The following is a 22,669-nucleotide window of genomic DNA, read 5'->3' as shown; positions in this document are numbered from 1 at the left end:
GTTGCGCCGCTGTGGTTGCTTTCCGCAGCAAAAGACCTAAACTCCCGCAACTTTCGAAAATACCCCCTTCCGGATCGAGAATATCGGCATGCGCTTTAAAGAAAACGGCGAGATGGAGAAGACCCTTTCGCTGAACACAAACAAGTTTGGAATTGACCATTTCGCCTTTCGGGCGGCCCTGGTCGTGGCGGTGTTGATATTATGCGCGATTTCAGTGTGGCCGATGCAGGCCGAGGCGTTCAACCAGGAAGGTGGTCTGATAGAAACAGGCTCAGCTGCGGCGTTGCTGGTTGCGGGTTTGGCGGCGCTGTACCGTTATCGTGGGATCAGCCGGCTATATATTGGCGTGGTTCTGCTGCTGTTGGCGGAACGAGAGCTTGAAGCAGATATTTATGCAGTAGACAGCGTTCCTTACTTCATTCTGCACGGGTTGGACCTTCTATTAGACATGACGATTTTGCGTGTGGTTCTGGCCGTGATCGTACTAGGCGGGGTCGTCTGGCATGGGATACCGAATGGATGGCGGGCGTTAAGGGAACGGGCGCCATTTCTACTGGTGTTCTTTTTGGCGGGTATGTGTGCCGTTGTGGCGCAGGGATTGGAAGAGATCAGCAGCGCCTTGGGTGAGGGTATGACGACTGTCATGGCGACCCGTCTGTTCGTGCTGGAAGAAACGCTCGAGATGTTCTTTTCGATTGGCATTTTGGCTGCCGTTCTGATCGGATGGCCAAAATCCAAGCCCGATGGAACATCAGATGAGCAAATCGCAAAGCCGGACATGCGCTGAAATCCGCCTGCCCACGCAGGAATTACGCGAAGACATACCGTTTTATACCAAGGTTCTGGGGATGCGGATGGACATGATCTATCCCGCCGACGATCCACGCACCGCCGTATTCTCTGGTCATGGTCTGCGCGTGCGGATTGAAAAGGATGCTCCCGAAACACCCGGCACATTACGCATCCTGACGGATAACCCGGATGAATTTGCCGGGGGCCAGCGCACTCTGGTGGCCCCAAACGGCACTCGGGTCGAGATTGATGAGTTGAACCCGCCGATGATCATGCCTGAAACGGTGCATTCCTTCGTAGTGCGCAGGCTCAAGGATCAGGCGCCATGGATCATTGGGCGGGCGGGAATGCACTACCGTGATCTTGTGCCGGATCGGTTGGGCGGATCGATCATCGCCAGCCATATCCGCATTCCTGATGGAGGGCCGGTGCCGGATATGGTGCATTTTCACAAGGTCGGGTTTCAGCTGATCTTCTGCATCCATGGCTGGGTGGACGTTGTTTATGAAGATCAGGGTGACAAGATGCATCTGACTGCGGGCGATTGCTTTATCCAGCCACCCGAAATCCGCCACCGCGTGCTTGAGGCCTCGGACAATGTACAGGTGATCGAGATCGGCGTTCCGGCTGAACATGTCACGGAGATTGACCATGATATGGACCTGCCCACACCCCACTACCGCCCTGAACGGGAGTGGCAAGGCCAGCGGTTCGTCTTCAATCAGGCCGAAGGCGCCCAGTGGGAGCCGTTCCGCCTGCCGGGCTATATCTGCCGCGATACTACGATTGCCGAAAACACCAAAGGCGTGGCCGGGGTGCAGGTCGTGCGCAAAGGGCAGGGCGATCCGGTTTGGGCTGTTCATGACACGGATATCCACTTTACCTTTGTCATGGGTGGGGAGGTTACGCTTGAGGGCGAAGGGCGCGATGCTTATCGGTTGGAACAGGGTGATGCTTTTGTCATCCCGCCAGGTATGCGCACGCGCTTGTCCGATCCGTCGGAAGATGTGGAACTGCTCGAGGTCACGTTGCCGGGCACGTTCAACACAACGCTGGGCTAAGAGGATTTTGGCCCAGAAATCTGCTGTCCGGGGCTTCAACTCCCCGGCCGGTTTCATTTAGGGTATGACTTTCTGACCAGATGATCAAAAATTAGGGAATCGCCATGTCTTTGAAAGATGCAGCTCTGTCTGTCCGGAAAAAAGCTTATGCGCCCTATTCCAATTTCAAGGTTGGCGCTGCGATCCGCGCGGCGTCGGGTGAAGTGTTTGCAGGCTGTAACGTCGAAAACGTGGCGTATCCTGAAGGCACCTGTGCTGAGGCCGGTGCCATCGCTGCCATGGTCGCAGCCGGCGAACAGGAATTGACTGAAGTCTATGTTGTTGCCTCCTCGCCGCAGCCGGTTCCGCCCTGTGGGGGGTGCCGACAGAAACTGGCCGAGTTCGGCAAGCGTGACGTCAAGGTGACCTTGGCCAGTGTCGACGGCGCCGAATTGGAAACCACTATCGGTGACCTTCTACCGGGCGCGTTTGACGCCACACACATGGCGGATGTCTGAGCAAATGGATGCCCGTTCGATCATTGCCAAACTGCGCCGAGAACAAGTGCCCAGCAGTGCCGAACTGACCTGGTTCGCACAAGGCCTTGCAGATGGTGGCGTCAGTGACGCGCAGGCCGGGGCTTTTGCCATGGCCGTCTGCATGGGCGGGCTGGGAGCACAGGGCCGCGCCGATCTGACTGTGGCGATGCGTGACAGCGGCGATGTTCTAAGCTGGGATTTTGACGGTCCGGTGATCGACAAACACTCGACCGGAGGGGTGGGCGACAGCGTCAGTCTGGTGCTGGCCCCGGCTCTGGCTGAGCTGGGGGCTTATGTCCCAATGATCTCGGGCCGTGGATTGGGCCACACCGGTGGTACGCTAGACAAGCTTGAGGCTATTCCCGGCGTCAGTACCCAGATCGGGCAGGACCGTCTGACGCAGATCCTGCGCGATACCGGTGCGGCAATTGTCGGTGCTACCGGGCAGATCGCGCCTGCGGACAAGCGGCTTTATGCGATCCGCGACGTGACGGCGACGGTGGAAAGCCTGGACCTGATTACAGCGTCGATTCTGTCCAAGAAACTGGCTGCCAGCCCCGAAGCTTTGGTACTGGACGTAAAGGTGGGCAGCGGCGCGTTCATGAAAACGCTGGAAGACGCCCGCAAACTGGCGCAGGCCCTGACGGAAACCGCGAATGCGGCAGGGTGCCGGACGTCGGCAGTGATTACAGACATGCATCAACCTTTGGCCCCGGCGCTGGGCAACGCCTTGGAAGTGGCCGAGGTGATGAATGTCTTGACCAACGCGCATTACGAACCTTTGGCCGAAATTTCGGCGGAACTGGGCGGGGTTCTGCTGACCGATGCCGGTATGTTCGCATCTGCAGATGAGGGGCGCGATAAGATCACGGATGTGATCCGTGACGGTCGTGCAGCTGAACGCTTCGGCCGTATGATGGCTGCCGTGGGCGGGCCGTTACAGTTTGTCGACAACTGGTCGCGATACTTGCCCGAAGCAAGTGTAATCCTCGAAGTTCCGGCACCGGATGCGGGCTACATAGCGGCGATTGACGGTGAGGCGCTGGGCCTCGCCGTAGTTGCGCTGGGCGGTGGGCGGCAGGTCGAAGACGATGTCATCGACCCCGCAGTTGGCCTGTCGGGCATTGTTCGGCTGGGGGACAAAGTTGACAAAGGCACCCCCTTGGCCGTGGTCCACGCCGCCCGCGAAGACGCCGCGCGGCAGGCTGCCGACTCGGTCCTGCGGGCCATCACAGTCGGCTCAGGCGCCACCATCACCCCGACGCTTGTGCATGAAAGGATCACGCCGTGACCCGTGCCTTTCTGGTGGTGATGGACTCGGTTGGTATCGGCGGCGCGCTGGACGCAGGGCGCTTCTTTAATAGTGAAATCCCCGACACCGGCGCCAATACGCTGGCCCATATCGCTCAGGCCTGTGCAGAAGGGCGGGCGGAAGAAGGGCGCACAGGACCACTGCACCTACCCAATCTGGACGCGTTGGGTTTGGGGGCAGCGACGCGTCTGGCATCGGGTGCAGAAACGCCCGGATTGCAGGCCACTCCCTCAGGACTATGGGGCTGCGCGCGAGAGCACTCCCCGGGCAAGGATACGCCGTCCGGGCATTGGGAATTGGCCGGGCTGCCGGTGCCGTGGGATTGGCACTATTTCCCGGATACCACGCCGTCTTTCCCACCTGATTTGACCCGCGCCGCAGCCAAGGCCGCCGGAACCGAAGGCATTCTGGGCGATCGTCATGCTTCAGGCACGGCGATTATTGCCGAACTAGGGGCCGAGCATATGCGGACTGGATGGCCGATTTGCTACACTTCGGCCGACAGTGTGTTCCAAATAGCAGCGCATGAGGAAAGCTTTGGCCTCGAACGCTTGCTGGAGATGTGCAAAGCGCTGGCGCCCCGTCTGCATGAGATGAAAGTGGGGCGTGTTATCGCGCGGCCCTTTGTCGGCTCACCTGAAGACGGCTTCATCCGCACCACCAACCGCAAAGATTTCGCCATCCTGCCACCCGCGCCGGTTCTGACCAACTGGGCGCAGGACGCCGGACGGCGCGTATACGCGGTGGGTAAAATCGGTGATATCTTCTCGATGCAGGGGATCGACACCCTGCGCAAGGGCTCGGACGCCGAACTGATGGTCCATCTGTCCGATCTGGTCGATAAGGCCGAAGAGGGCAGCCTGACCTTTGCCAATTTCGTCGAGTTCGACAGCCTTTATGGTCATCGCCGCGACATCAGCGGCTATGCCCGCGCGCTGGAATGGTTCGACCACGAGATCGGTGTGATCCTGCAAAAACTACGCCCCGGAGACCTGATGGTGCTGACAGCCGATCATGGCAACGATCCTAGCTGGATCGGCACCGACCACACGCGCGAGCAAGTACCTGTTCTGATCGTCGGGCGGGGCGCAGGCCAGATCGGCGCGGTCAATTTCGCCGACGTCGCTGCCAGCGTCGCGCATCACTTGAATATTCCGGCACAAGGGCCGGGGAAGAGTTTTCTATGACCGTCGCAGACCTGCCCAAGATCGAACTCCACCTGCATCACGAAGGCGCGGCCCCGCCTGCGTTTATTCGCCAACTGGCGCATGAAAAACGCATCGACCTGAGTGGGGTTTTTAAGACTGACGGAAGTTACGACTTCCGCGACTTCGCCCATTTCCTCAGCGTCTATGAGGCCGCTTGCGAAGTGTTGAAAACGCCCGAGGATTTCCGCCGTCTGACGCTAGCAATCCTCGAAGAGAGCGCTGCCAACGGTGTGGTTTACTCCGAAACCTTCCTGAGCCCCGATTTCTGTGGTGGTGGAGATCTGGGCGCCTGGCGTGATTATCTGAACGCCATTCAGGACGCGGCCGATGAGGCCGAGCGCAAGTTTGATATCACCTTGCGAGGCGTTGTCACCTGTGTCCGCCATTTCGGACCGGAACAGGCGAAGATCAGCGCCCATTGTGCGGCAGAGACCGCCGGAGACTGGATCACCGGGTTCGGTATGGGCGGCAACGAATCCGTGGGTGCGCAGGGCGATTACCAGTGGGCCTTTGACTGCGCGCGTGAGGCCGGGTTGCGCCTGACCACCCATGCTGGCGAGTTCGGCGGCCCCGAAAGCGTGCGTGATGCGATCCGCGATCTGGGGGTGGAACGGGTTGGGCACGGTGTTCGCGCCATTGAAGACCCGGACCTGATCCGGGAGCTGGTCGACCGTGAAATCACGCTTGAGGTTTGCCCCGGATCTAATGTGGTTCTGGGCCTGTTTCCCAATTTCGACACCCATCCGATCGCGAAACTGCGCGATGCAGGCGTCAAAGTCACCGTTTCCACCGATGACCCGCCGTTTTTCCATACCACCATGCGACGTGAATATGAGATGCTGAGCAAAGCCTTCGGCTGGGAAGCCGAGGATTTTGCAGCCCTAAATGACACGGCCCTTGCGGCTGCCTTTTGCGATGATGACACCCGCGCGCGGGTCAAGAAAAGACTGGAGAGAACATGAGCGAACACCTGACCGTCGTTGACCACCCGCTGGTGCAGCACAAGCTGACGCTCATGCGGGACAAAGGCACATCCACCGCTGTGTTCCGCCAGTTGCTGCGCGAGATCACTTTGTTGCTGGCCTATGAAGTCACGCGCGAGCTGAAGTTGACCACCCGCCATATCGAAACTCCGATGGAAGAAATGGACGCCCCCATTCTGGCCGGTAAGAAATTGGCGCTGGTGTCGATCCTACGCGCCGGGAACGGGATGCTGGACGGGGTGTTGGAGCTTATCCCCTCGGCCCGTGTTGGTTTTGTCGGGCTCTACCGGGATGAGGAAACGCTGAAGCCGGTGCAGTATTACTTCAAGGCCCCCGAAGGGCTAAAGGATCGACTGGTCATTGCCGTTGATCCGATGCTGGCCACCGGCAACAGTTCAGCCGCTGCGATTGATCTGCTGAAAGAGGCCGGGGCGACCGATATCCGCTTCCTCTGCCTGCTTGCCGCGCCCGAGGGCGTGGAACGCATGAAGGAAGCACACCCGGATGTCAAAATCGTCACTGCTTCTCTGGATCGCGAGTTGAACTCAAAAGGCTATATCATGCCCGGTCTCGGCGATGCAGGCGACCGGATGTTTGGCACCAAGTAAGCTATTCGCCGCAGATGTTTTGCAGCCGGACCCAATCACGGTCCGGCAAAACCTGCTGTAGGGGGCGACCTGCCATCGGGTCGGCCTCGATCAGGCCTAGCACTGTCTCACCCGTGACATCTACGGCATAGGCGTATGGCGTTGACGGCAGCGCGGCCTGCGCGAACACCTCCAACAATTCATCCTCTGGCAGGGTGGGGCGCGGTTCGGACAGAACCTGTTCGGTATAGGCGTCGATATTCGCGGGTGTCAGCTCTCCGGTCGTCAGCAGGCGGAATGCGGTTGTGGGACCTGTGCGGTCCAGCAGATCGTCCAGCGGGTCCTGCGCCTGCGTTCGGGCGCGTTCAGCGATGATATAACCCGCGGCGACCGAAGGGTCTTCGTGATCTTCGACCAGCGACCGGTTCAGCAGAATGATACCGCCCGGCAGGCTGAGGCTGGTCTGCACCCCGGCGGGCAGGATAACAATTTTCCGTACGCCAGTGCGTGAGGCTAGTTGATCCAGCGCGACCTGCGCATCCTCGGACGTACAGGCCCGCCCCGAGACACGCTCGATCCGCTGCAGAATCGTATTCCCGATATCCTCGCGCTTGATATCAGGCACGACTGAAACAACGTGGTTCTGCAACGCTGCCGGCATCCACAGCAGCAGAAGTGCGGCAACGGCGGCTAGCACACCAGCAACACTGAGCCAGCGCAACCTACCGGGATGCGGCCGTGCCCGGTCGATGGCGCGCTGCAGGCGATCGATGGCCTCGATCATCGTGGTTTCGGTTTCCTCCAGCTCTAGCGTTTCGGCCGGGTCGCCGTCCGGATTAAAGATTGCAGGAAAACCGCCCGGATTCTGTCGTACCAGCGCGGCCAAAGACCAATGGGTCAGCGCCTGTTCGTTAAAGTCTGAGATGGTCAGCGTGGCCTCACCAATCGACACCACCACCTCACGCCGTTGCATATCGGGCGTGGGACGCCACAGACCGGTGGCTTCGATCCGCTGGTACTGTTTAAGTGCTGTCTTCAAGATGAGGGTTGCTCGTACTTATTTTGCATCAGCTTAGCATGGTAAAATCCAAAGGCGCAAACCTGTTGCACGCCGATTTGTAAATGTGCTGTATATCGCGATGCGCGGCAAATCAGAGTGTCACGCACCACTTTGCAACTGGGGCGCAGAATGCAGGCAGATACTCAGACCTCACCGATATTGGCCGCGGTGCTTATGGTCAGCTCCATGGCGATCATTGGTGTGATCGACAATGTCGTGATCCTGTTGTCCGAAACGATTGGCCTGTGGCAGTTCCATCTTAGCCGAGCCTTGTTAATGCTGCCGCTGATCGTTGGCCTGTCACTGTTGGGCATGGGCAGTCTGCGCCCGCAGCGGCTTGGGCCGGTCATATTGCGCAGTGTGCTGATTACGCTGGCGATGCTGTTCTATTTCGCTTCGCTGGCGTTAATGCCGATTGCGCAAGCGCTGGCGGGCCTGTTTACATCTCCAATCTTCGTGCTGTTGATCTCGGCGCTGGCTTTAGGTCAAAGGATTGGCCCTTGGCGTATTCTGGCGGTTGTGATCGGATTTTCAGGCACTCTGTGCGTGCTGCAGCTCAACCCTTATGAGTTCGACGCCAAGACCTTGTTGCCGGTTGCCGGAGGGTTTTTTTATGCCCTCAGCGCCATCATCACACGCAGCCATTGCGCGCAGGAAAGCACGGTGGCGCTGTTGGCGGCCATGATCATAACGCTTGGGTTGGCCGGGGCGATCGGACTGGCGGTGCTTTCATTCGTGCCGCATTCCTTCCCCGATGGGTTCGTGACTCGCGGTATGGTCTGGCAGATGCAACCCGCACTGATTTGGATTGTCATTCAGGCAGTTGGCTCAACGATTGCGGTCTTCATGCTGATCAAATCCTATCAGATCGGTGAGCCCTCTTATGTGGCGGTGTTTGAATACTCGGTGATGATCTTTGGCCCGCTGTTCGCCTGGGTGACGCTGGGCCAGACAATTGGCGTCATGCAGATCGCCGGGATCGGGCTGATCGCAGCGGCAGGGGCGTTGCTGGGCTGGCGGTCAAAGCGCGCCGCTGCATTGGGAGAGGTCGCTTGATCATCTCGCGCGGGCGCGGGTACGTGTTCGTCCATATACCCAAGACTGGCGGCACATCCTTGGCGCAGGCGCTCGAAGAGCGAGCGATGAAGGATGACATCTTGATCGGCGATACACCCAAGGCTGTGCGGCGACGTAAACGGACCAAAGCGTTGAAGGGCAGGGGCCGTTTGTGGAAACATTCGACCCTGGCCGATATCGACGGCGTTGTTTCGATTGAGGAATTGCAGTCGCTGACCACCTTCACTCTGGTGCGTAACCCGTGGGATCGGATCGTCAGCTATTATCACTGGTTGCGTGTTCAGGGTTTTGACCATCCAGCGGTTTCATTGGCAAAGGCGCTGACCTTTGATGAGTTCGTCTTGCACCCCGACACAACGCGGTCCTCCCGGCGGAACGCGGCACGGCACTATATGACGCGCGCGGATGGGGTAGAACAATGCCAGTTCTACATCCGCCTGGAACAGTTTGATCAGGACGCGGACCCCTTGTTTGATTATCTAGGGTTTCACCTGACCTTACCAAGGCTCAACCGATCCGAGCGGTTGAAAGATTATCGGGAATATTATTCGGAACAGACGGCTAAAGCTGTCGCCGAAGCCTGCGCTGAAGACATCGCCAGATTCGGCTATGCATTTGATGCGATTGACCGCGAATAGTTTCCAATTCGAGTCCAATTTTGCAAATTTTTACTATGTTGTTTGAGTTTGGGGCGTTTTTTGACCCCGAAAGGGCCCAAATTTGGCCGCAGTATGTCAAAAATAAGTCACCCCACTTAATCCCGTGTTAATCATCGAACGTAGTTGTAGTGAGTAAAAAGTGGGTTCGGTTCTTGTTGAAAGTAGACAGTGTAATTGATTATGCAGAACGTTCTGAATACCAGAACGTCGCAGAACCGCAGGCCGCGTTGAACGCACGCCGAGGCGGTCTGGTACACGGCACCAAGGTTGCAACCAAGGGTGGTTGGAAGCCGGTAGAAGAGCTTCAGGTAGGCGACCTTATTCGTACATTGAACAATGGTTTCAAGGCTGTAAGCCGTATTGCGACGGATTGTATCACGGTTCCGCCTGATGAGACCAAGGCGGAAAGAATGCCGATCCGTGTGCCGTCACATGCGGCTTATAATGGCCGGCCAGTCTGGTTGATGCCAGAACAGGGCGTGGCGTTGGATAACACCAAACTGGGTCATGATCCGATCACGCTGCCGGTAAGTCTGCCTGTTGTGTCGGCCAGGCTGCTAAGCGGCATGTTCCGCATCACATCGAATGTGCCTGCGTCCTGTTTCGACATCAGCACTTTGTTCTTCGATCAGGATGAGGTGATCTATATCGAAGGCGGCTTCCGGGCCTTCTGTCCCTCGGGCCGCTTTGGGTCGCGCAATGTCACTGGTAGCGCATCATATGAGGTCGTTGCGGCCGAGGCCGCTGCAGATTTGATCTATCTGACCGCAAGGCGCGGTGACGTTGCAGTATTGGCAAATTCGCTGGGCTCGCTGCCAGCACCGGTCTTTGATCACCCGATTGTACCCACGAGACCCGCCAGGGGGGCACGGCGCCCGGGGCGGCCGGGTCGTCCCGCCATGATGATCTGATTGGGAAGCTGTATCTGAGACAGCAAGGTAACGCTGGCGCATGGGGGCATGCGCCAGCGTTTTTCTTCAGGCGGCCTTTGCTTCCGGGTTGAAGCGGCCATAGAAGGATTGACCTTTCTCTGCCATCTCACGCAGCAGCGGCGGGCAGGCGAAACGCTCGCCATAGGCCTCAGTCAGTTGATCACAGCGCTCGGCCGCATAAGGCGTGCCGATGATGTCCAACCAGCTGAGCGGACCGCCCGACCAGGGCGCAAAACCCCAGCCCAGGATTGCGCCCACGTCGCCTTCGCGGATGTCTTCCAAAACACCTTCTTCCAGCGCGCGGACTGCTTCCAGAACCTGCGCGAACATCAGACGTTCCTGCACTTCGATCAGGTCAGGCTGGTCTTCGGCATGCGGATACTTCTCTTGCAGGCCTTTCCAGTATTCGACACGCTTGCCCTTGTCGTCATAGTCGAAGAAGCCCGCATTTGCCTTGCGGCCCAGACGACCCTGCTCTTCCATCCAAAAGATCAGATCGTCCGACGGACTCTCCGGATAGGCGTCGCCCATCGCAGCCTTGGTGGCGCGGGCAATTTTGGCCCCCAGATCAATTGAGGTCTCGTCGGTCAGTTGGATCGGACCGACAGGGAAGCCCAGTTGACGCGCGGCGTTGTCGATAAGCACAGGGTTCACACCTTCGGCGATCATCCGAACACCTTCGTTGATGTAAGGGATGATGCACCGGTTGGCATAGAAGAAGCGCGCATCATTGACCACGATCGGTGTTTTCCGGATCTGGCGCACATAGTCCAGAGCCTTGGCGACCGCGCGATCACCAGTTTCCTTGCCCTTGATGATCTCGACCAGGAACATCTTCTCGACGGGCGAGAAGAAGTGGATGCCGATGAACTGTTCAGGCCGCGCACTGGCCTTGGCCAGATCGGTGATCGGAAGGGTCGAGGTGTTCGAGGCAAAGATGCAATCCTCGGGGATGATCGCCTCGACTTTCTGGGTCATCTCGGCCTTTACGCCTGGGTCTTCGAAGACCGCTTCGATGATCAGATCGCAGCCCTTCAGGTGCTCCAGATTCGGGGTCGCGTTTATACGGCCCAGCATGGCCTCTTTCTTTTCAGTCGTGACCTTGCCGCGCTTGATACCCTTGTCCAGATAGCTCTCGGTATAGGCTTTGCCTTTGTCGGCGGCCTCTTGGTCACGGTCGACCAGAACCACTTCCATACCAGCCTGTGCAGAAACCAGAGCAATACCGGCCCCCATCATGCCCGCGCCCAGAACACCGACCTTGCTGACACGCTGGTCGGGCACATCCTTAGGACGCACTGCGCCTTTTTCCAGCGCTTCCTTATTCAGGAAAAGTGACCGGATCATCGCCGACGAAGATGGGTTCATCAGGATCGAGGTGAACCACCGCGCCTCAATCCGCAGGGCGGTGTCGAAATCGACCATTGCGCCTTCGTAGATCGAGCTCAGCAAAGCCTTAGCGGCCGGGAAAGCGCCTTGGGTTTTGCCGTTCACCATCGCGTTGGCACCGACGAAGGTCATGAAGCCAGCAGGGTGATAGGGGGCACCGCCGGGCATCTTGTAACCTTTGGCATCCCATGGTTTGACCAGATCGGCGTCTTTTGCGTTCAGCACCCACTCTTTCGCGGCAGCGACCGGATCGTCAGACACGGCGTCGATCAGCTGCGCTCCCTTGGCTTTGGCCGGGTCCATCATCTTGCCTTCCAGCAGGACAGGGGCCGAAGCCATCGCACCAACCATTCGGCTAAAGCGCGTGGTGCCGCCACCGCCGGGGAAGATGCCCAGCAGAATCTCGGGCAGGCCGATCTTGGCTTTGGGGTTGCTTGTCATGACGCGGTGGTGACAGGCCAGCGCAATCTCGGTTCCGATCCCGGCGCAAGTGCCATTGATAGCGCATACCACCGGCTTACCGCCTTTTTTCGTCTTGGGGTCCATGCCTGCCAGCTCAAGCTTGCGCAGGATGTGGTGGCCGCCCATGACAAAGTCGAACAGGGCTTGCGCCGGTTCATCGCCTGCTTCCTCACGGATGGTGGCCAGCGTGCCTAGGTCCATGCCACCGGCAAAAGACCCTTCCTTGCCGCTGATGATTACGATGCCTTTGACCTCATCATCTTCAAGTGCCTGATCGATCAACGCACTGACCAGTTCGAACGCCTCGCGGGTCATGACGTTCATGGATTTGCCCTGGGCATCCCAGGTGATGAAGGCGACGCCGTCCGCGTCTTTGGTCAGAGTGAAATCAGTCATTGTCATCTCCAATCTGGTCAGCCGTCAGCGGGCTGCCATCCTTGCGGGTGAAGGCGAAGCCGTTTTCGTCATCCTTCACCATCATGTCTATGTCGCTGTAATAGCCGGTCTCGGTCGGGGTCCGTGTGCCCACGACCAGAAAGGTCATGGGCGCATCGGTTTTGTTCACAAGGTGATGGCCATTGGCCTCACCTGCAGGCCAAGCGGCGCAATCGCCGGGGTGCAATTCATGCTCACCATCATCGTCGATCAACGTGCAACTGCCGCTAAGAATGATGGCAAACTCGTCCTGCTCCATGTGGTAGTGGCGCAGCGAGGACGTGCCCTGCGGTTCCAGCCGCACGATGTTGACCCCGTATTGAGTCAACCCACCCGCATCGCCCACGCGCTGAACGAAACGACCGGCGGTCGCCTGCGCCAGCTTGCCGGGATAGGACGAGCCCCCTTTGAACGGGATCTGAGAGAGGTCCAGCTTGGGCATCAGACACGCTCGATAATGGTTGCTGCACCCATGCCAGATGCAATGCAGAGCGTGGCCAGACCGGTTTCCTTGTCCTGACGCTCAAGCTCATCCAGCAATGTGCCGATGATCATCGCACCGGTCGCGCCCAGTGGGTGACCCATCGCGATTGAGCCGCCGTTCACGTTCACCAGTGCCGGATCCACATCGAACGCCTGCTGGAACCGCAGCACGACCGAGGCGAAGGCTTCGTTCACTTCAAACAGGTCCAGATCGCTGATCTTCATGCCGTTGTCGGCGAGGATCTTTTCGGTCACCGGAACCGGGCCGGTCAGCATGATGGTCGGGTCGGTGCCAATCTTGGCGGTCGCCTTGATGCGGGCGCGCGGCTTCAGACCGTATTTCTCACCAAACTCCTTGTTGCCGATCAGCACGGCGGCGGCACCATCGACGATGCCTGAGCTGTTGCCAGCGTGGTGGATATGGTTGATCCGCTCCAGATGTGGATATTTGATCATCGCGACCTTGTCGAAGCCCGGCATCTGTTCACCCATCATCGCGAATGAGGGGTTCAGCGCGCCAAGGCTCTGCATGTCGGTGCCGGGGCGCATGTACTCGTCGCGGTCCAGTATGGTCAGGCCGTTCTGATCTTTGATGGTGATGACCGATTTCTCGAAACGGTTGTCTTCCCAAGCCTCAGCGGCACGTTTTTGCGATTCGACAGCCAGCGCGTCGGCGTCATCACGGCTGAACCCATACTCGGTGGCGATTATGTCGGCCGAGATACCCTGCGGTACGAAATAGGTGTCCATCGCCAGCGTCGGGTCAACGGCAATCGCCGCACCGTCGCTGCCCATGGCAACCCGGCCCATCATTTCAACGCCGCCTGCGATATAGGCTTCACCTGCGCCGCCTTTGACCTGGTTTGCTGCCAAATTCACGGCTTCCATGCCCGAGGCACAAAAGCGGTTGATCGCCAGACCGGGGATCGACTGCTCCAAATCCGAGGCCAGAACTGCCGAGCGTGCCAGACAGCCGCCTTGCTCCATCACCTGAGTAACGTTGCCCCAGATTACGTCCTCGACGGCGTGGCCTTCCAGGTTGTTGCGCTCTTTCATCGCGTTCAAGGTCAGGGCGGACAGACGCACCGAGGTCACCTCGTGCAGGCTGCCATCCTTGCGTCCTTTGCCGCGCGGGGTGCGCAGGGCGTCATAAATATAAGCTTCGGTCATGGGTCTTCTCCTCAAGCTCGATCCGACGGTTTGCCGGGCATCAGGTCATAGGGGTGTTTCCAACCGGGCTGTTCGCTAAGGCGCGTCAACCAAGCATCGATATGGGGCCAGTCGGCACGCTCAAAGCCGAATGGTTCGGGGTAATACAGGTAACCGCAACAGCTGATATCGGCGTTGGTCACGCCATCGCCAACGATCCAGTCGCGGCCATTCAAATGGTCGTTCAAAACTTGATAAGCTGCCTTCAGTCGCCCTTGGTTAAAGGCGATGACGTCCGGGTTGCGGTGCTTTTCGGGCAGGAAATTGATCAGAAAACGAGTCAGCCCGGCCATCGAGCTGAGCTTGTGATTGTCCCAAAGGACCCAGCGGAAAATCTCGAAATTCTCGTCGCGATCCTTGCCGCCGAACTTGCCCGATTTCTCGGTCACATAGGCCTGAATGGCACCTGATTGCGTGGTCCGGAAATCGCCGTCGATCAGAACAGGCGCCTCGCCCATCTCGTTGACGTCGGCACGATATTCTGGCGTGCGGGTCTCACCGTTGAAGAAATCGACAAAGACGGGCTCCCAGCCCAGCCCCGACATCTCAAGCGCCAGTGCGGCCTTGTAGGAATTCCCGCTCTCTCCGAAACAGTGAAGTTTTATGGTCATGCTATCGCCCCTCCCAAGGCGCATGGTGCAGTGCCGCAATCTGCGTATTTCGAGAAAGCCGAACCGGCATAGCCGACATGGGGTTCGTCTTGCTGAAAACACGCACACCCTTCGTGGGTGTGAATGATTCCCTCAGCGCTTGCGCGCCTCGAGCTCGGAATTGAAAACGCGAAGTTTTCGGGTCAGTTTTTCCTCGTTAATCACGCTGTTGAAATTCTCGAACAGAAAGGACAACGCCTCACCTTCGTCTAACCCGGCCTCGTGCGCGAACCCGCGCAGCTTGCGATAGCTGTCCTCGGTCATGGCGACCGGAAAACGGCGGGTCAGGCGAAAGCGTTTTGGCATTGTCTCTCCTTGGAAAGTCCGACCTCGGGACTGGGTCCCGAAGCCGGGTTGTGATCAGAAGTTAGCAGCCTCAAGCGCCATGACTGTATCCGCGCCGGTCTGGATGCGCGCCAGATGCATGCCCGTGGCGGGCAGGCGGCGCGCCATGTAGAAGCGACCGGTGTTGATCTTGGTCTCGTAGAACGCTTTGTCCGAGGCACCGCCGTCCAGAGCTTCCTGCGCGGCTTTAGCCATCTGCGCCCACATCAGACCCAGACAAACATGACCGAACATGTGCATGAAGTCATAAGAACCAGACAGAGCATTGTTCGGATTCTTCATGCCTTCTTGCATGAAATACATACCAGCAGCCTGTAGGTCTTTGGACGCGGCCTTTAGCGGTTCGATGAAAGCCTTGTCATAGGCTTCGTCCTGGCCACCGTTTTCCTTGCAGAAGGATTTGACCATTTCGAAGAACGCCATGACGTGCTTGCCGCCATCCTGCGCCAGTTTCCGGCCCACGAGGTCGAGCGCCTGAACGCCATTCGCGCCTTCGTAGATCATCGCAATCCGGGCGTCGCGGGTATATTGCGACATGCCCCATTCCTCGATGTAGCCGTGCCCGCCATAGACCTGCTGCGCCTGAACGGTCATGTCGTAGCCTTCATCAGTCAGGAAGCCTTTGATGACTGGCGTCAACAGAGAGATCAGCCCATCCGCGTCCTTGTCGCCCGAGCGGTGCGCCTTGTCGATCATGGTCGCGCCCCACAGGATGAACGCGCGTGCGCCTTCGGTGAAGCTTTTCTGATCCATTAGATTGCGGCGAATATCCGGGTGTACGATCAGTGGGTCGGCAGGGCCGTCGGGGTTCTTCACACCGGTTACATCGCGGCCCTGAAGGCGATCCTTGGCGTATTCCAGAGCGTTCTGGAACGCAGCCTCGGCTTGGGACAGACCCTGCATGCCCACACCCAGTCGCGCTTCGTTCATCATGGTGAACATGGCACGCATGCCCTTGTGTTCCTCGCCCAGCAGCCATCCGGTGGCTTCGTCATAGTTCATGACGCAAGTCGAGTTGCCGTGGATGCCCATTTTCTCTTCGATTTTACCAACCGAGACACCGTTGCGCTCACCCAGTGACCCGTCTTCGTTCACGATGAACTTGGGCACGATGAACAGAGACACGCCTTTGATCCCCTCGGGGCCGCCGGGGATTTTGGCAAGCACCAGGTGGATGATGTTGTCGGCCATGTCGTGATCGCCGGCCGAGATAAATATCTTCTGGCCCGAAATCTTGTAGCTGCCATCGCCCTGCGGTTCCGCCTTGGTCCGCATCAGGCCCAGATCGGTGCCGCAATGCGGTTCGGTCAGGTTCATGGTGCCGGTCCATTCGCAACTGACCATGTTGGGCAGGTACTTGTTCTTCTGCTCGTCCGAACCGTGCGCCAGAATGGCCGAGGCCGCGCCATGGGTCAGGCCCTGATACATCGTGAAGGCCTGGTTCGCGCCTGAGAACATCTCGCCCACAGCCGTGCCGATGACGTAGGGCATGTTCTGACCGCCATACTCTTCGGGCATGTCGAGGCCAGTCCAGCCGCCTTCCTTCATCTGCTCAAACGCGTCTTTGAAGCCCGTGGGCGTGTAAACCACACCATTTTCCAAGCGACAGCCTTCGGTGTCTCCCACCACGTTCAACGGATGCAGCACATTGGTCGCGACTTTGCCGGCCTCTTCCAAAACGGCACCGGTAAATTCGGCTTCCAGTTCACTGTACCCCGGAATATCCGAGTCTGAGATTTTCAGAACATCGTGCAGAATGAACTGAGTGTCTTTTGTTGGCGCGTTGTAGACGGGCATTTGAAGCTCCCTTAATTTCAGATGTCCGGGGATTGAGCCGCCAGGGTTACTCGGCGGCTTTGTTCTCGTTCTTCATCGAGGCGATGACTTTTTCGCCCCAGCGCAACTGTTCTTTCAGATCGTCAATGGCTTGCGTCAGCTCTTCCCGGCGGGCTTCCATATCCGCCAGACGCTCCCGCGCAATTTCAAACGTACGGGTCATCTGGGTCATTTGCTGGTCGCCCACATGGTACAGGTCCAGCAGCTGCCGGATCTCTTCCAGGCTAAAGCCAAAGCGCTTGCCGCGCAGGATCAGTTTAAGGCGCGCCCGGTCACGTTTAGTGAATAGACGTTTCTGGCCCTCGCGGATCGGAAACAAAAGTTCCTTGGCCTCGTAAAATCGCAAAGTGCGCGGCGTGACATCATATGTCTCGCACATTTCACGGATGGTCATCAGATCTTCGGTCATGGTTTCAGCACTCTCGTCACTGGCGTCTATCAAAGTCAGTTGCGCAGTCGATGCGCAGGTTACAACACGTAGATGACGTTCACGTAATGCAAACGCTACGTCACTATGAAAGTTGACGTAGCATCCTCTCGCGTCAAGGCGGAGATAGCGCTCAATTGTAGACGTTACGTAACGGAATTTCGTTGAGGTTGGGCGAGGTCAGCGCAGGGCCGCGATGTCAGAATGATCTGAAGGTCAGTTTGGCCGTTCGAACCCGCCGGGGATCAACCCAGAGATTTAGCGGTCTGGTCACGCAGGCGCTGAAGTTCTTCCATCGCCTCGTCCAGTTGCTGACGCTGCTTTATCAGCTCCGGCATCTGACGATCCGCCAACTTTATGAACTCGGCCATCTGGGCCTGATTTCCCTGATCTTCGTAGATCAGCAGCCACTGCCGAATCTCTTCCAGCGAAAATCCAAACAGTCGACCGCGCAGGATCAACTTCATGCGCGCGCATTCCCGCGGCCCGTAATAACGAGAGCGGCCTTCGCGTTCAGGCTGCAGCAGTTCGATGTATTCGTAATAACGCAAGGTGCGCTTGGTTACGTCGAACTCGTCGCACATCTCGTTTAATGACAAACGGTTGTCAGTCATTCGCGGCCTCCTCAGCAGCAAACTAGGGCGTCGTGGCGGCAAGCGCAACAGGCGGTCTTGCGCTTTTGCAAGGCGCAGGCTCATAAAGGGCGGAATTCAAAGGACATGCAAACATGGTCGACAAAGTAGAGATTGCGCGCCAGTTCATTGAGGCGATTCCGCATGCAAAAGCGCTTGGTCTGAAGCTGACGACAATCGGTGATGGCGAGGCTGAAATCTCAATGCCTTATAATGCGGATCTGGTCGGAGATCCCAGAACAGGCGTCATCCACGGCGGTGCCGTGTTTGCCGCGTTGGACACGTGTTGTGGCGCAGCGGTCATGTCCCACCCGTCTGCCCCTGGCGGGACGGCGACAATTGACCTGAGAATTGACTATATGCGGGCGGCGTCGCCAGGGCAGGTCATCACCACGCATGCCACTTGCTACCACATCACCCGCAACGTCGCGTTTGTCCGGGCGACTGCGATGGATGAAGATCAAGAACTTCCGGTCGCAACAGCAGCGGGCGCCTTCACGGTGGAGGGATTGTAATGGCGCGTTCTCGTCCAGAACCCATGCAGGTGGTCAAGCAACGTCGCGATGCGGCGCTGAAAGCGATTGTCGACGGCGTACCCTATATCCGCTTTCTCAACATCACCTTCGACCGTCGTGGTGATGAACTGACCGGTGTGCTGAACTTTGACGACAAGCTGATCGGAAACCCTTTGCTGCCTGCATTGCATGGCGGGGTCACAGCTGCTTTTCTTGAGGTGACGGCGGTCATCACTCTGAGTTGGGAGCATTTCTTTCCCCGTATTGAAAGTGGTGAGATTGACCCGGAAGAATTGTTCAAAGCCGATGCGGTACGATTCCCCAAAACTGTTGATTTCACAGTTGATTACTTACGCTCTGGCCTGCCGCGGGACGCATACGCCCGTGCCTTTGTCAGCCGGTCCGGCAGGCGCTACGCCTCGGTCCGGGTTGAGGCCTGGCAGGACAACCACGCACGACCCATCGCGCAGGCAACGGGGCATTTCTTGATGCCGCAGCCGAAGGTGGAAAGTGAGTAACCCGTGACGCAGCATACCTCAGCACCCCTGACACATAAGCGGGTACTGAAAATTGCTGTTCCGATCGTGCTGTCGAATGCCACGGTCCCCATTCTAGGGGCCGTGGATACCGGTGTGGTCGGACAGATGGGGCTGGCTGCGCCCATCGGGGCCGTGGGCATGGGCGCGGTTATCCTGTCAGCAATCTACTGGATTTTTGGCTTTCTGCGCATGGGCACGACTGGTCTGGCGGCACAGGCGCGCGGGGCAGGGGATACGGTGGAAACCGGCGCGCTTTTGATGCGCGGGCTGCTGTTGGGCGGCGCGGCGGGGCTGTTCTTTATCCTGACGCAAGTCGGGCTGTTCTGGGGGACGTTTGCACTGTCGCCCGCCAGCCCCGAGGTTGAGGCGCTGACACGGGACTATCTGCAAATCCGCATTTGGGGTGCCCCGGCGACGATTGCACTTTTTGCCGTGACGGGCTGGCTGATCGCGATTGAGCAGACCCGTGGCGTGTTCATCCTACAAATCTGGATGAATGGGCTGAATATCCTGCTGGACCTGTGGTTCGTGCTTGGGCTGGGTTGGGGCGTCGAAGGAGTGGCCATTGCCACCCTTATCGCGGAATGGACCGGGTTGGCGCTGGGCCTGTGGCTGTGCCGCGAAGCGTTCAAAGGGAACCAGTGGCGCGATTGGCCTCGAATTTTCGATGCGGCACGGTTGCGCCGGATGATGCAGGTGAACGCTGACATCCTGATCCGGTCGGTTTTGCTGACGGGATCGTTCACGACGTTTCTGTTCGTGGGTTCCGATCTAGGCGATGTGAATCTGGCTGCCAATCAGGTCTTGCTGCAATTCCTTGAAATCACCGCGTTTGCCCTGGACGGCTTCGCCTTTTCCGCCGAGGCCCTGGTCGGCAGTGCCGTGGGCGCAAGGAACCGGGTTCAGGTTCGGCGAGCGTCCATCATGGCTTCCCAATGGGGCGTTGGCGGAGCGTTCGTGCTGGCGGCCGTGTTCTGGCTAGCGGGGCCTGCACTGATCGACCTGATGACCACCTCGGATGAGGTGCGCACGGCAGCGCGGGACTATCTGATCTGGGCGGCATTGGCCCCGGCGATCGGGGTGGCCAGCTGGATGTTCGACGGTATCTATATCGGTGCCACCTGGACCCGTGCGATGCGCAACGCGATGATCCAGTCGGTTGCGATCTATGTGGTTGCCCTGTTGATTCTGGTGCCTGCCTTTGGCAACCACGGCCTGTGGGCCGCGCTGATGGTTCTGAACATCGCGCGCGGCGTCACTATGGGCTGGCGCTATCCCCGGCTTGAGGCGCAGGTGGCTTAAAGCAGCGCCAGCAGGCTCTCGGGCGGGCGCCCGATGGCGGCCTTGTCACCTGCAATGGCCAAAGGACGCTCGATCAAAATCGGGTTTTCGGCCATTGCGGTGATCAGCTCGTCAGTAGAGGAGGTTTTGGTCAGACCCAGCTCTTTGAACTGCTTCTCACCTGTGCGCATCATGTCGATGGCGGTGACGCCCAGCTTACCCAGAACTGCGCGTAGCTCATCAGCCGAGGGCGCGTCTTCCAGGTATTTTCGGACCTCGACTTGCGCGCCATTCTCTTCCAGCAACCCCAGCCCGGCGCGGGATTTCGAACAACGCGGGTTGTGCCAATATGCAATCACAGCCAATCCTCTCTTTTAGTTCCAGCGGCTTGCGCAACGTTGTTGAACCCGTCTCGCGCCAGCAATTCATCCAAGCCTTGCGCAACTTCCGCAGCCAGCGAAATGCCGCCATACACCAGCGCGGTGTAAAGCTGCACGGCAGATGCCCCGGCGCAGATCTTGGCATAGGCCTGTTCCGCGCTGCTGATACCACCCACGCCGATCAGCGGAATTTTCCCTTCGGTCAGATGGCTGAGCCGCGCCAGAACACGGGTTGATTTTTCGAACAGAGGCGCGCCGGACAGGCCGCCGGTTTCACCCTTGTACCCACTGCGCAGCCCATCACGCGACAGCGTGGTGTTGGTCGCGATCACCGCGTCAACGCCTGTTTCCTGCGCAACATCAGCGATGTCTTGCAATTCAGCCTCGGTCAGGTCAGGGGCAATTTTCAGGAAAATCGGCAAAGGCCGGGGCAGGCCGTTTCGAGTCTCGATTACGCCGCCCAGCAGCGCGCCAAGCGCGGCCTTGCCCTGTAGGTCCCGCAGCTTTTCAGTATTGGGGGACGAGACATTGACCGTGGCGAAATCCAGATGCGCGGCGCAATGGGCTAGCACTTTGGCAAAGTCGCCCGGGCGGTCCTCACTGTCCTTGTTCGCACCAAGGTTCAAGCCGATGACCGCATTCTTGGGGCGGTCAGCCAGGCGGCGTGCCATGACCTCCATGCCTTCGTTGTTGAAGCCAAAGCGGTTGATGGCGGCTTTGTCCTCGGTCAGGCGGAACAGGCGAGGCTTGGGATTGCCGGGCTGCGGGCGTGGGGTAACGGCGCCCACTTCGATAAAGCCAAAGCCGGTCCGTGAGAGGGGGGTCAGAACCTCTCCGTTCTTGTCAAAACCAGCGGCCAGACCGACCGGGTTGGGCAGGTCCAGTCCGGCCACTTGGGTTTTCAGACGGGACGATGTGACCGGTCCCGGCATTGGGGCCAGCCCAGCCTTCAGCGCCTTGATTGACATACCATGGGCGCCTTCGGGATCCATCTTGTGCAGGATAGCCAGCCCCAGTTTCTCGGTCAGTTTCATCCGAAAGCCTCTCCACCTTTGGCCGGTGCGCAGCGGATCAGGCGCGAGGTTTCCACTGCCGCCTGCCGATGCACCACTGCGGCCCGATAATCTGGATCCGTTACCATTTCCAGAAACGCGTGCGCGGTTGGATAGCGGGCGACGAAGACCTCGTTCCATTCCTCATCCTGGGGACCGATCAGAGTGGTCTGATACGCGCCGCGCCATAAGATCGACGCTCCCAGTCGAGCGATGATCGGAGCGGTTTCCACACCGTAATTGCGATAGGCCTGCGCGCCAGAAAGACCTGCATCTGCCAGATCGTGACCCGCCGGATATACGGCTTTGTCGCGAAACTTCACCAGATTCAACATCTCAATCGGATGATCACGGTCCAGCGCCTTGAATGCTTCGAACTGGTTTCGATCTGGGTCGATGAAAGTGGTCATTCCATCCCCTCGGGGAATTGGTGGGCTTGTCCGTCGAGGGGAAGGGGGCGTGACCAGACGACATCCGTCATGCGTATCTGACGGTAAAGATGCGGGAACAAAGCGCCCCCGCGCGAGACCTCCCATTTCAGATCATCACCCATTGCGTCGGCATTACAGGCCAGCAGCGTCAGCCCCTCGACACCGGCAAAGTGTTTAGCCGCGGTTTCGGCGGCCTGTTCGGCGGTCGAGAAATGGACATAGCCGTCGGATATATCAATCGTCGCGCCGTCCGAGGCACCCTGATCCTGCAACGCAGCCCATTCATCGGCCCGAAAAATCTTGTAAATCAGCATAAGGCTCTGATGCCCCGCTGGGCGGGCAGAATCAAGACGGATTTCCCCCTTTGACTCTTCTTGTCGGCGAGCGCACCATCACGTCAATCAAATAAAAGGA

At 58.6% G+C, this 22,669-nt stretch carries 26 protein-coding genes; 13 read left to right on the top strand and 13 right to left on the bottom strand.

Features of this window, described 5'->3' with window-relative positions:
* The first annotated feature begins 88 nt into the window (after window positions 1-88).
* From ACR0DT_RS22275 to upp, 7 genes are all read left to right on the top strand, one after another.
* A complete protein-coding gene (locus ACR0DT_RS22275; protein ID WP_480712869.1) occupies window positions 89-787 on the top strand; it encodes a hypothetical protein in 699 nt (232 codons plus the stop codon).
* Window positions 756-1,853 carry a cupin domain-containing protein gene (locus tag ACR0DT_RS22270; RefSeq protein WP_480712868.1) on the top strand — a complete coding sequence of 366 codons (1,098 nt, stop codon included), beginning with the start codon at window positions 756-758 and terminating at the stop codon, window positions 1,851-1,853. The genes ACR0DT_RS22275 and ACR0DT_RS22270 overlap by 32 nt, the downstream gene beginning before the upstream one ends.
* Before the next feature lie 104 nt (window positions 1,854-1,957).
* Window positions 1,958-2,350 carry a cytidine deaminase gene (locus ACR0DT_RS22265; protein ID WP_480712867.1) on the top strand — a complete coding sequence of 131 codons (393 nt, stop codon included), beginning with the start codon at window positions 1,958-1,960 and terminating at the stop codon, window positions 2,348-2,350.
* 4 nt (window positions 2,351-2,354) lie between these two features.
* A complete protein-coding gene (locus tag ACR0DT_RS22260) occupies window positions 2,355-3,662 on the top strand; it encodes a thymidine phosphorylase (protein WP_480712866.1) in 1,308 nt (435 codons plus the stop codon).
* Window positions 3,659-4,870, top strand: coding sequence for a phosphopentomutase (locus tag ACR0DT_RS22255; protein ID WP_480712865.1), 1,212 nt, complete (start codon window positions 3,659-3,661; stop codon window positions 4,868-4,870). Before ACR0DT_RS22260 ends, ACR0DT_RS22255 begins: the two co-directional genes overlap by 4 nt.
* Complete coding sequence (locus ACR0DT_RS22250; protein WP_480712864.1) at window positions 4,867-5,853, top strand: adenosine deaminase; 987 nt, start codon at window positions 4,867-4,869, stop codon at window positions 5,851-5,853. The genes ACR0DT_RS22255 and ACR0DT_RS22250 overlap by 4 nt, the downstream gene beginning before the upstream one ends.
* Complete coding sequence (gene upp, locus ACR0DT_RS22245; RefSeq protein ID WP_480694418.1) at window positions 5,850-6,482, top strand: uracil phosphoribosyltransferase; 633 nt, start codon at window positions 5,850-5,852, stop codon at window positions 6,480-6,482. Before ACR0DT_RS22250 ends, upp begins: the two co-directional genes overlap by 4 nt.
* Before the next feature lies 1 nt (window position 6,483).
* Here the strand turns inward: upp and ACR0DT_RS22240 are convergent, their stop codons facing one another.
* On the bottom strand, window positions 6,484-7,500 hold the full coding sequence (locus tag ACR0DT_RS22240) for a hypothetical protein (RefSeq protein WP_480712863.1): 1,017 nt from the start codon (window positions 7,498-7,500) through the stop codon (window positions 6,484-6,486).
* 117 nt (window positions 7,501-7,617) lie between these two features.
* Here ACR0DT_RS22240 and ACR0DT_RS22235 point away from each other — a divergent pair, with 117 nt between their 5' ends.
* The 3 genes from ACR0DT_RS22235 (at window position 7,618) to ACR0DT_RS22225 (ending at window position 10,168) form a co-directional block, all read left to right on the top strand.
* Window positions 7,618-8,577: a DMT family transporter gene (locus ACR0DT_RS22235; RefSeq protein WP_480712862.1), complete on the top strand. Its 960-nt coding sequence runs from the start codon at window positions 7,618-7,620 to the stop codon at window positions 8,575-8,577.
* Window positions 8,574-9,236 carry a sulfotransferase family 2 domain-containing protein gene (locus ACR0DT_RS22230; RefSeq protein WP_480712861.1) on the top strand — a complete coding sequence of 221 codons (663 nt, stop codon included), beginning with the start codon at window positions 8,574-8,576 and terminating at the stop codon, window positions 9,234-9,236. Before ACR0DT_RS22235 ends, ACR0DT_RS22230 begins: the two co-directional genes overlap by 4 nt.
* A 173-nt stretch (window positions 9,237-9,409) precedes the next feature.
* Window positions 9,410-10,168 carry a Hint domain-containing protein gene (locus tag ACR0DT_RS22225; RefSeq protein WP_480712860.1) on the top strand — a complete coding sequence of 253 codons (759 nt, stop codon included), beginning with the start codon at window positions 9,410-9,412 and terminating at the stop codon, window positions 10,166-10,168.
* A 66-nt stretch (window positions 10,169-10,234) separates the two neighbouring features.
* Here ACR0DT_RS22225 and ACR0DT_RS22220 read toward each other — a convergent pair whose 3' ends face one another.
* The 8 genes from ACR0DT_RS22220 to ACR0DT_RS22185 form a co-directional block, all read right to left on the bottom strand.
* Window positions 10,235-12,436 (bottom strand): 3-hydroxyacyl-CoA dehydrogenase NAD-binding domain-containing protein, encoded by a 2,202-nt coding sequence (locus ACR0DT_RS22220; RefSeq protein ID WP_480712859.1) that lies wholly within the window; start codon window positions 12,434-12,436, stop codon window positions 10,235-10,237.
* Entirely contained in the window at window positions 12,429-12,917 is a 489-nt protein-coding gene (locus ACR0DT_RS22215) for a cupin domain-containing protein (protein ID WP_480712858.1), read from the bottom strand. Before ACR0DT_RS22215 ends, ACR0DT_RS22220 begins: the two co-directional genes overlap by 8 nt.
* Entirely contained in the window at window positions 12,917-14,128 is a 1,212-nt protein-coding gene (locus ACR0DT_RS22210) for an acetyl-CoA C-acetyltransferase (protein WP_480712857.1), read from the bottom strand. Before ACR0DT_RS22210 ends, ACR0DT_RS22215 begins: the two co-directional genes overlap by 1 nt.
* An 11-nt stretch (window positions 14,129-14,139) precedes the next feature.
* Window positions 14,140-14,778 (bottom strand): glutathione S-transferase family protein, encoded by a 639-nt coding sequence (locus ACR0DT_RS22205; protein ID WP_480712856.1) that lies wholly within the window; start codon window positions 14,776-14,778, stop codon window positions 14,140-14,142.
* Between the two features lie 132 nt (window positions 14,779-14,910).
* Window positions 14,911-15,123, bottom strand: coding sequence for a hypothetical protein (locus ACR0DT_RS22200; protein WP_480712855.1), 213 nt, complete (start codon window positions 15,121-15,123; stop codon window positions 14,911-14,913).
* Between the two features lie 54 nt (window positions 15,124-15,177).
* Entirely contained in the window at window positions 15,178-16,959 is a 1,782-nt protein-coding gene (locus ACR0DT_RS22195) for an acyl-CoA dehydrogenase C-terminal domain-containing protein (RefSeq protein WP_480712854.1), read from the bottom strand.
* A 46-nt stretch (window positions 16,960-17,005) separates the two neighbouring features.
* Window positions 17,006-17,407: a MerR family transcriptional regulator gene (locus tag ACR0DT_RS22190; RefSeq protein WP_170349298.1), complete on the bottom strand. Its 402-nt coding sequence runs from the start codon at window positions 17,405-17,407 to the stop codon at window positions 17,006-17,008.
* 263 nt (window positions 17,408-17,670) lie between these two features.
* The gene (locus tag ACR0DT_RS22185; protein ID WP_480712853.1) at window positions 17,671-18,039 is read right to left on the bottom strand and encodes a MerR family transcriptional regulator; all 369 of its coding nucleotides are present in this window, start codon (window positions 18,037-18,039) and stop codon (window positions 17,671-17,673) included.
* 113 nt (window positions 18,040-18,152) lie between these two features.
* Here ACR0DT_RS22185 and ACR0DT_RS22180 point away from each other — a divergent pair, with 113 nt between their 5' ends.
* Genes ACR0DT_RS22180 through ACR0DT_RS22170 form a run of 3 tightly spaced genes read left to right on the top strand, consistent with a single transcriptional unit; the run spans window position 18,153 to window position 20,413 of the window.
* Window positions 18,153-18,572: a PaaI family thioesterase gene (locus tag ACR0DT_RS22180; protein ID WP_480712852.1), complete on the top strand. Its 420-nt coding sequence runs from the start codon at window positions 18,153-18,155 to the stop codon at window positions 18,570-18,572.
* On the top strand, window positions 18,572-19,090 hold the full coding sequence (locus tag ACR0DT_RS22175; RefSeq protein WP_480712851.1) for a PaaI family thioesterase: 519 nt from the start codon (window positions 18,572-18,574) through the stop codon (window positions 19,088-19,090). The genes ACR0DT_RS22180 and ACR0DT_RS22175 overlap by 1 nt, the downstream gene beginning before the upstream one ends.
* A 3-nt stretch (window positions 19,091-19,093) precedes the next feature.
* Window positions 19,094-20,413, top strand: a complete 1,320-nt coding sequence (locus ACR0DT_RS22170) for an MATE family efflux transporter (RefSeq protein WP_480712850.1) — start codon at window positions 19,094-19,096, stop codon at window positions 20,411-20,413.
* Here the strand turns inward: ACR0DT_RS22170 and arsC are convergent.
* From arsC to ACR0DT_RS22150, 4 genes are read right to left on the bottom strand one after another with little or no spacing between them, the layout of a single operon-like run.
* A complete protein-coding gene (gene arsC, locus ACR0DT_RS22165) occupies window positions 20,410-20,751 on the bottom strand; it encodes an arsenate reductase (glutaredoxin) (RefSeq protein WP_480712875.1) in 342 nt (113 codons plus the stop codon). The genes ACR0DT_RS22170 and arsC overlap by 4 nt on opposite strands.
* A complete protein-coding gene (locus ACR0DT_RS22160; RefSeq protein WP_480712849.1) occupies window positions 20,748-21,806 on the bottom strand; it encodes a quinone-dependent dihydroorotate dehydrogenase in 1,059 nt (352 codons plus the stop codon). Before ACR0DT_RS22160 ends, arsC begins: the two co-directional genes overlap by 4 nt.
* Window positions 21,803-22,234: a DUF1330 domain-containing protein gene (locus ACR0DT_RS22155; RefSeq protein WP_480712848.1), complete on the bottom strand. Its 432-nt coding sequence runs from the start codon at window positions 22,232-22,234 to the stop codon at window positions 21,803-21,805. Before ACR0DT_RS22155 ends, ACR0DT_RS22160 begins: the two co-directional genes overlap by 4 nt.
* Window positions 22,231-22,569 carry a DUF952 domain-containing protein gene (locus ACR0DT_RS22150; protein WP_480712847.1) on the bottom strand — a complete coding sequence of 113 codons (339 nt, stop codon included), beginning with the start codon at window positions 22,567-22,569 and terminating at the stop codon, window positions 22,231-22,233. The genes ACR0DT_RS22155 and ACR0DT_RS22150 overlap by 4 nt, the downstream gene beginning before the upstream one ends.
* Between the last annotated feature and the right edge of the window lie 100 nt (window positions 22,570-22,669).

The organism is Ruegeria sp. BI11, from assembly GCF_056538005.1.
Note: the sequence above shows the minus strand (reverse complement) of the source record. Positions and strands in the feature narration are given on the sequence as shown.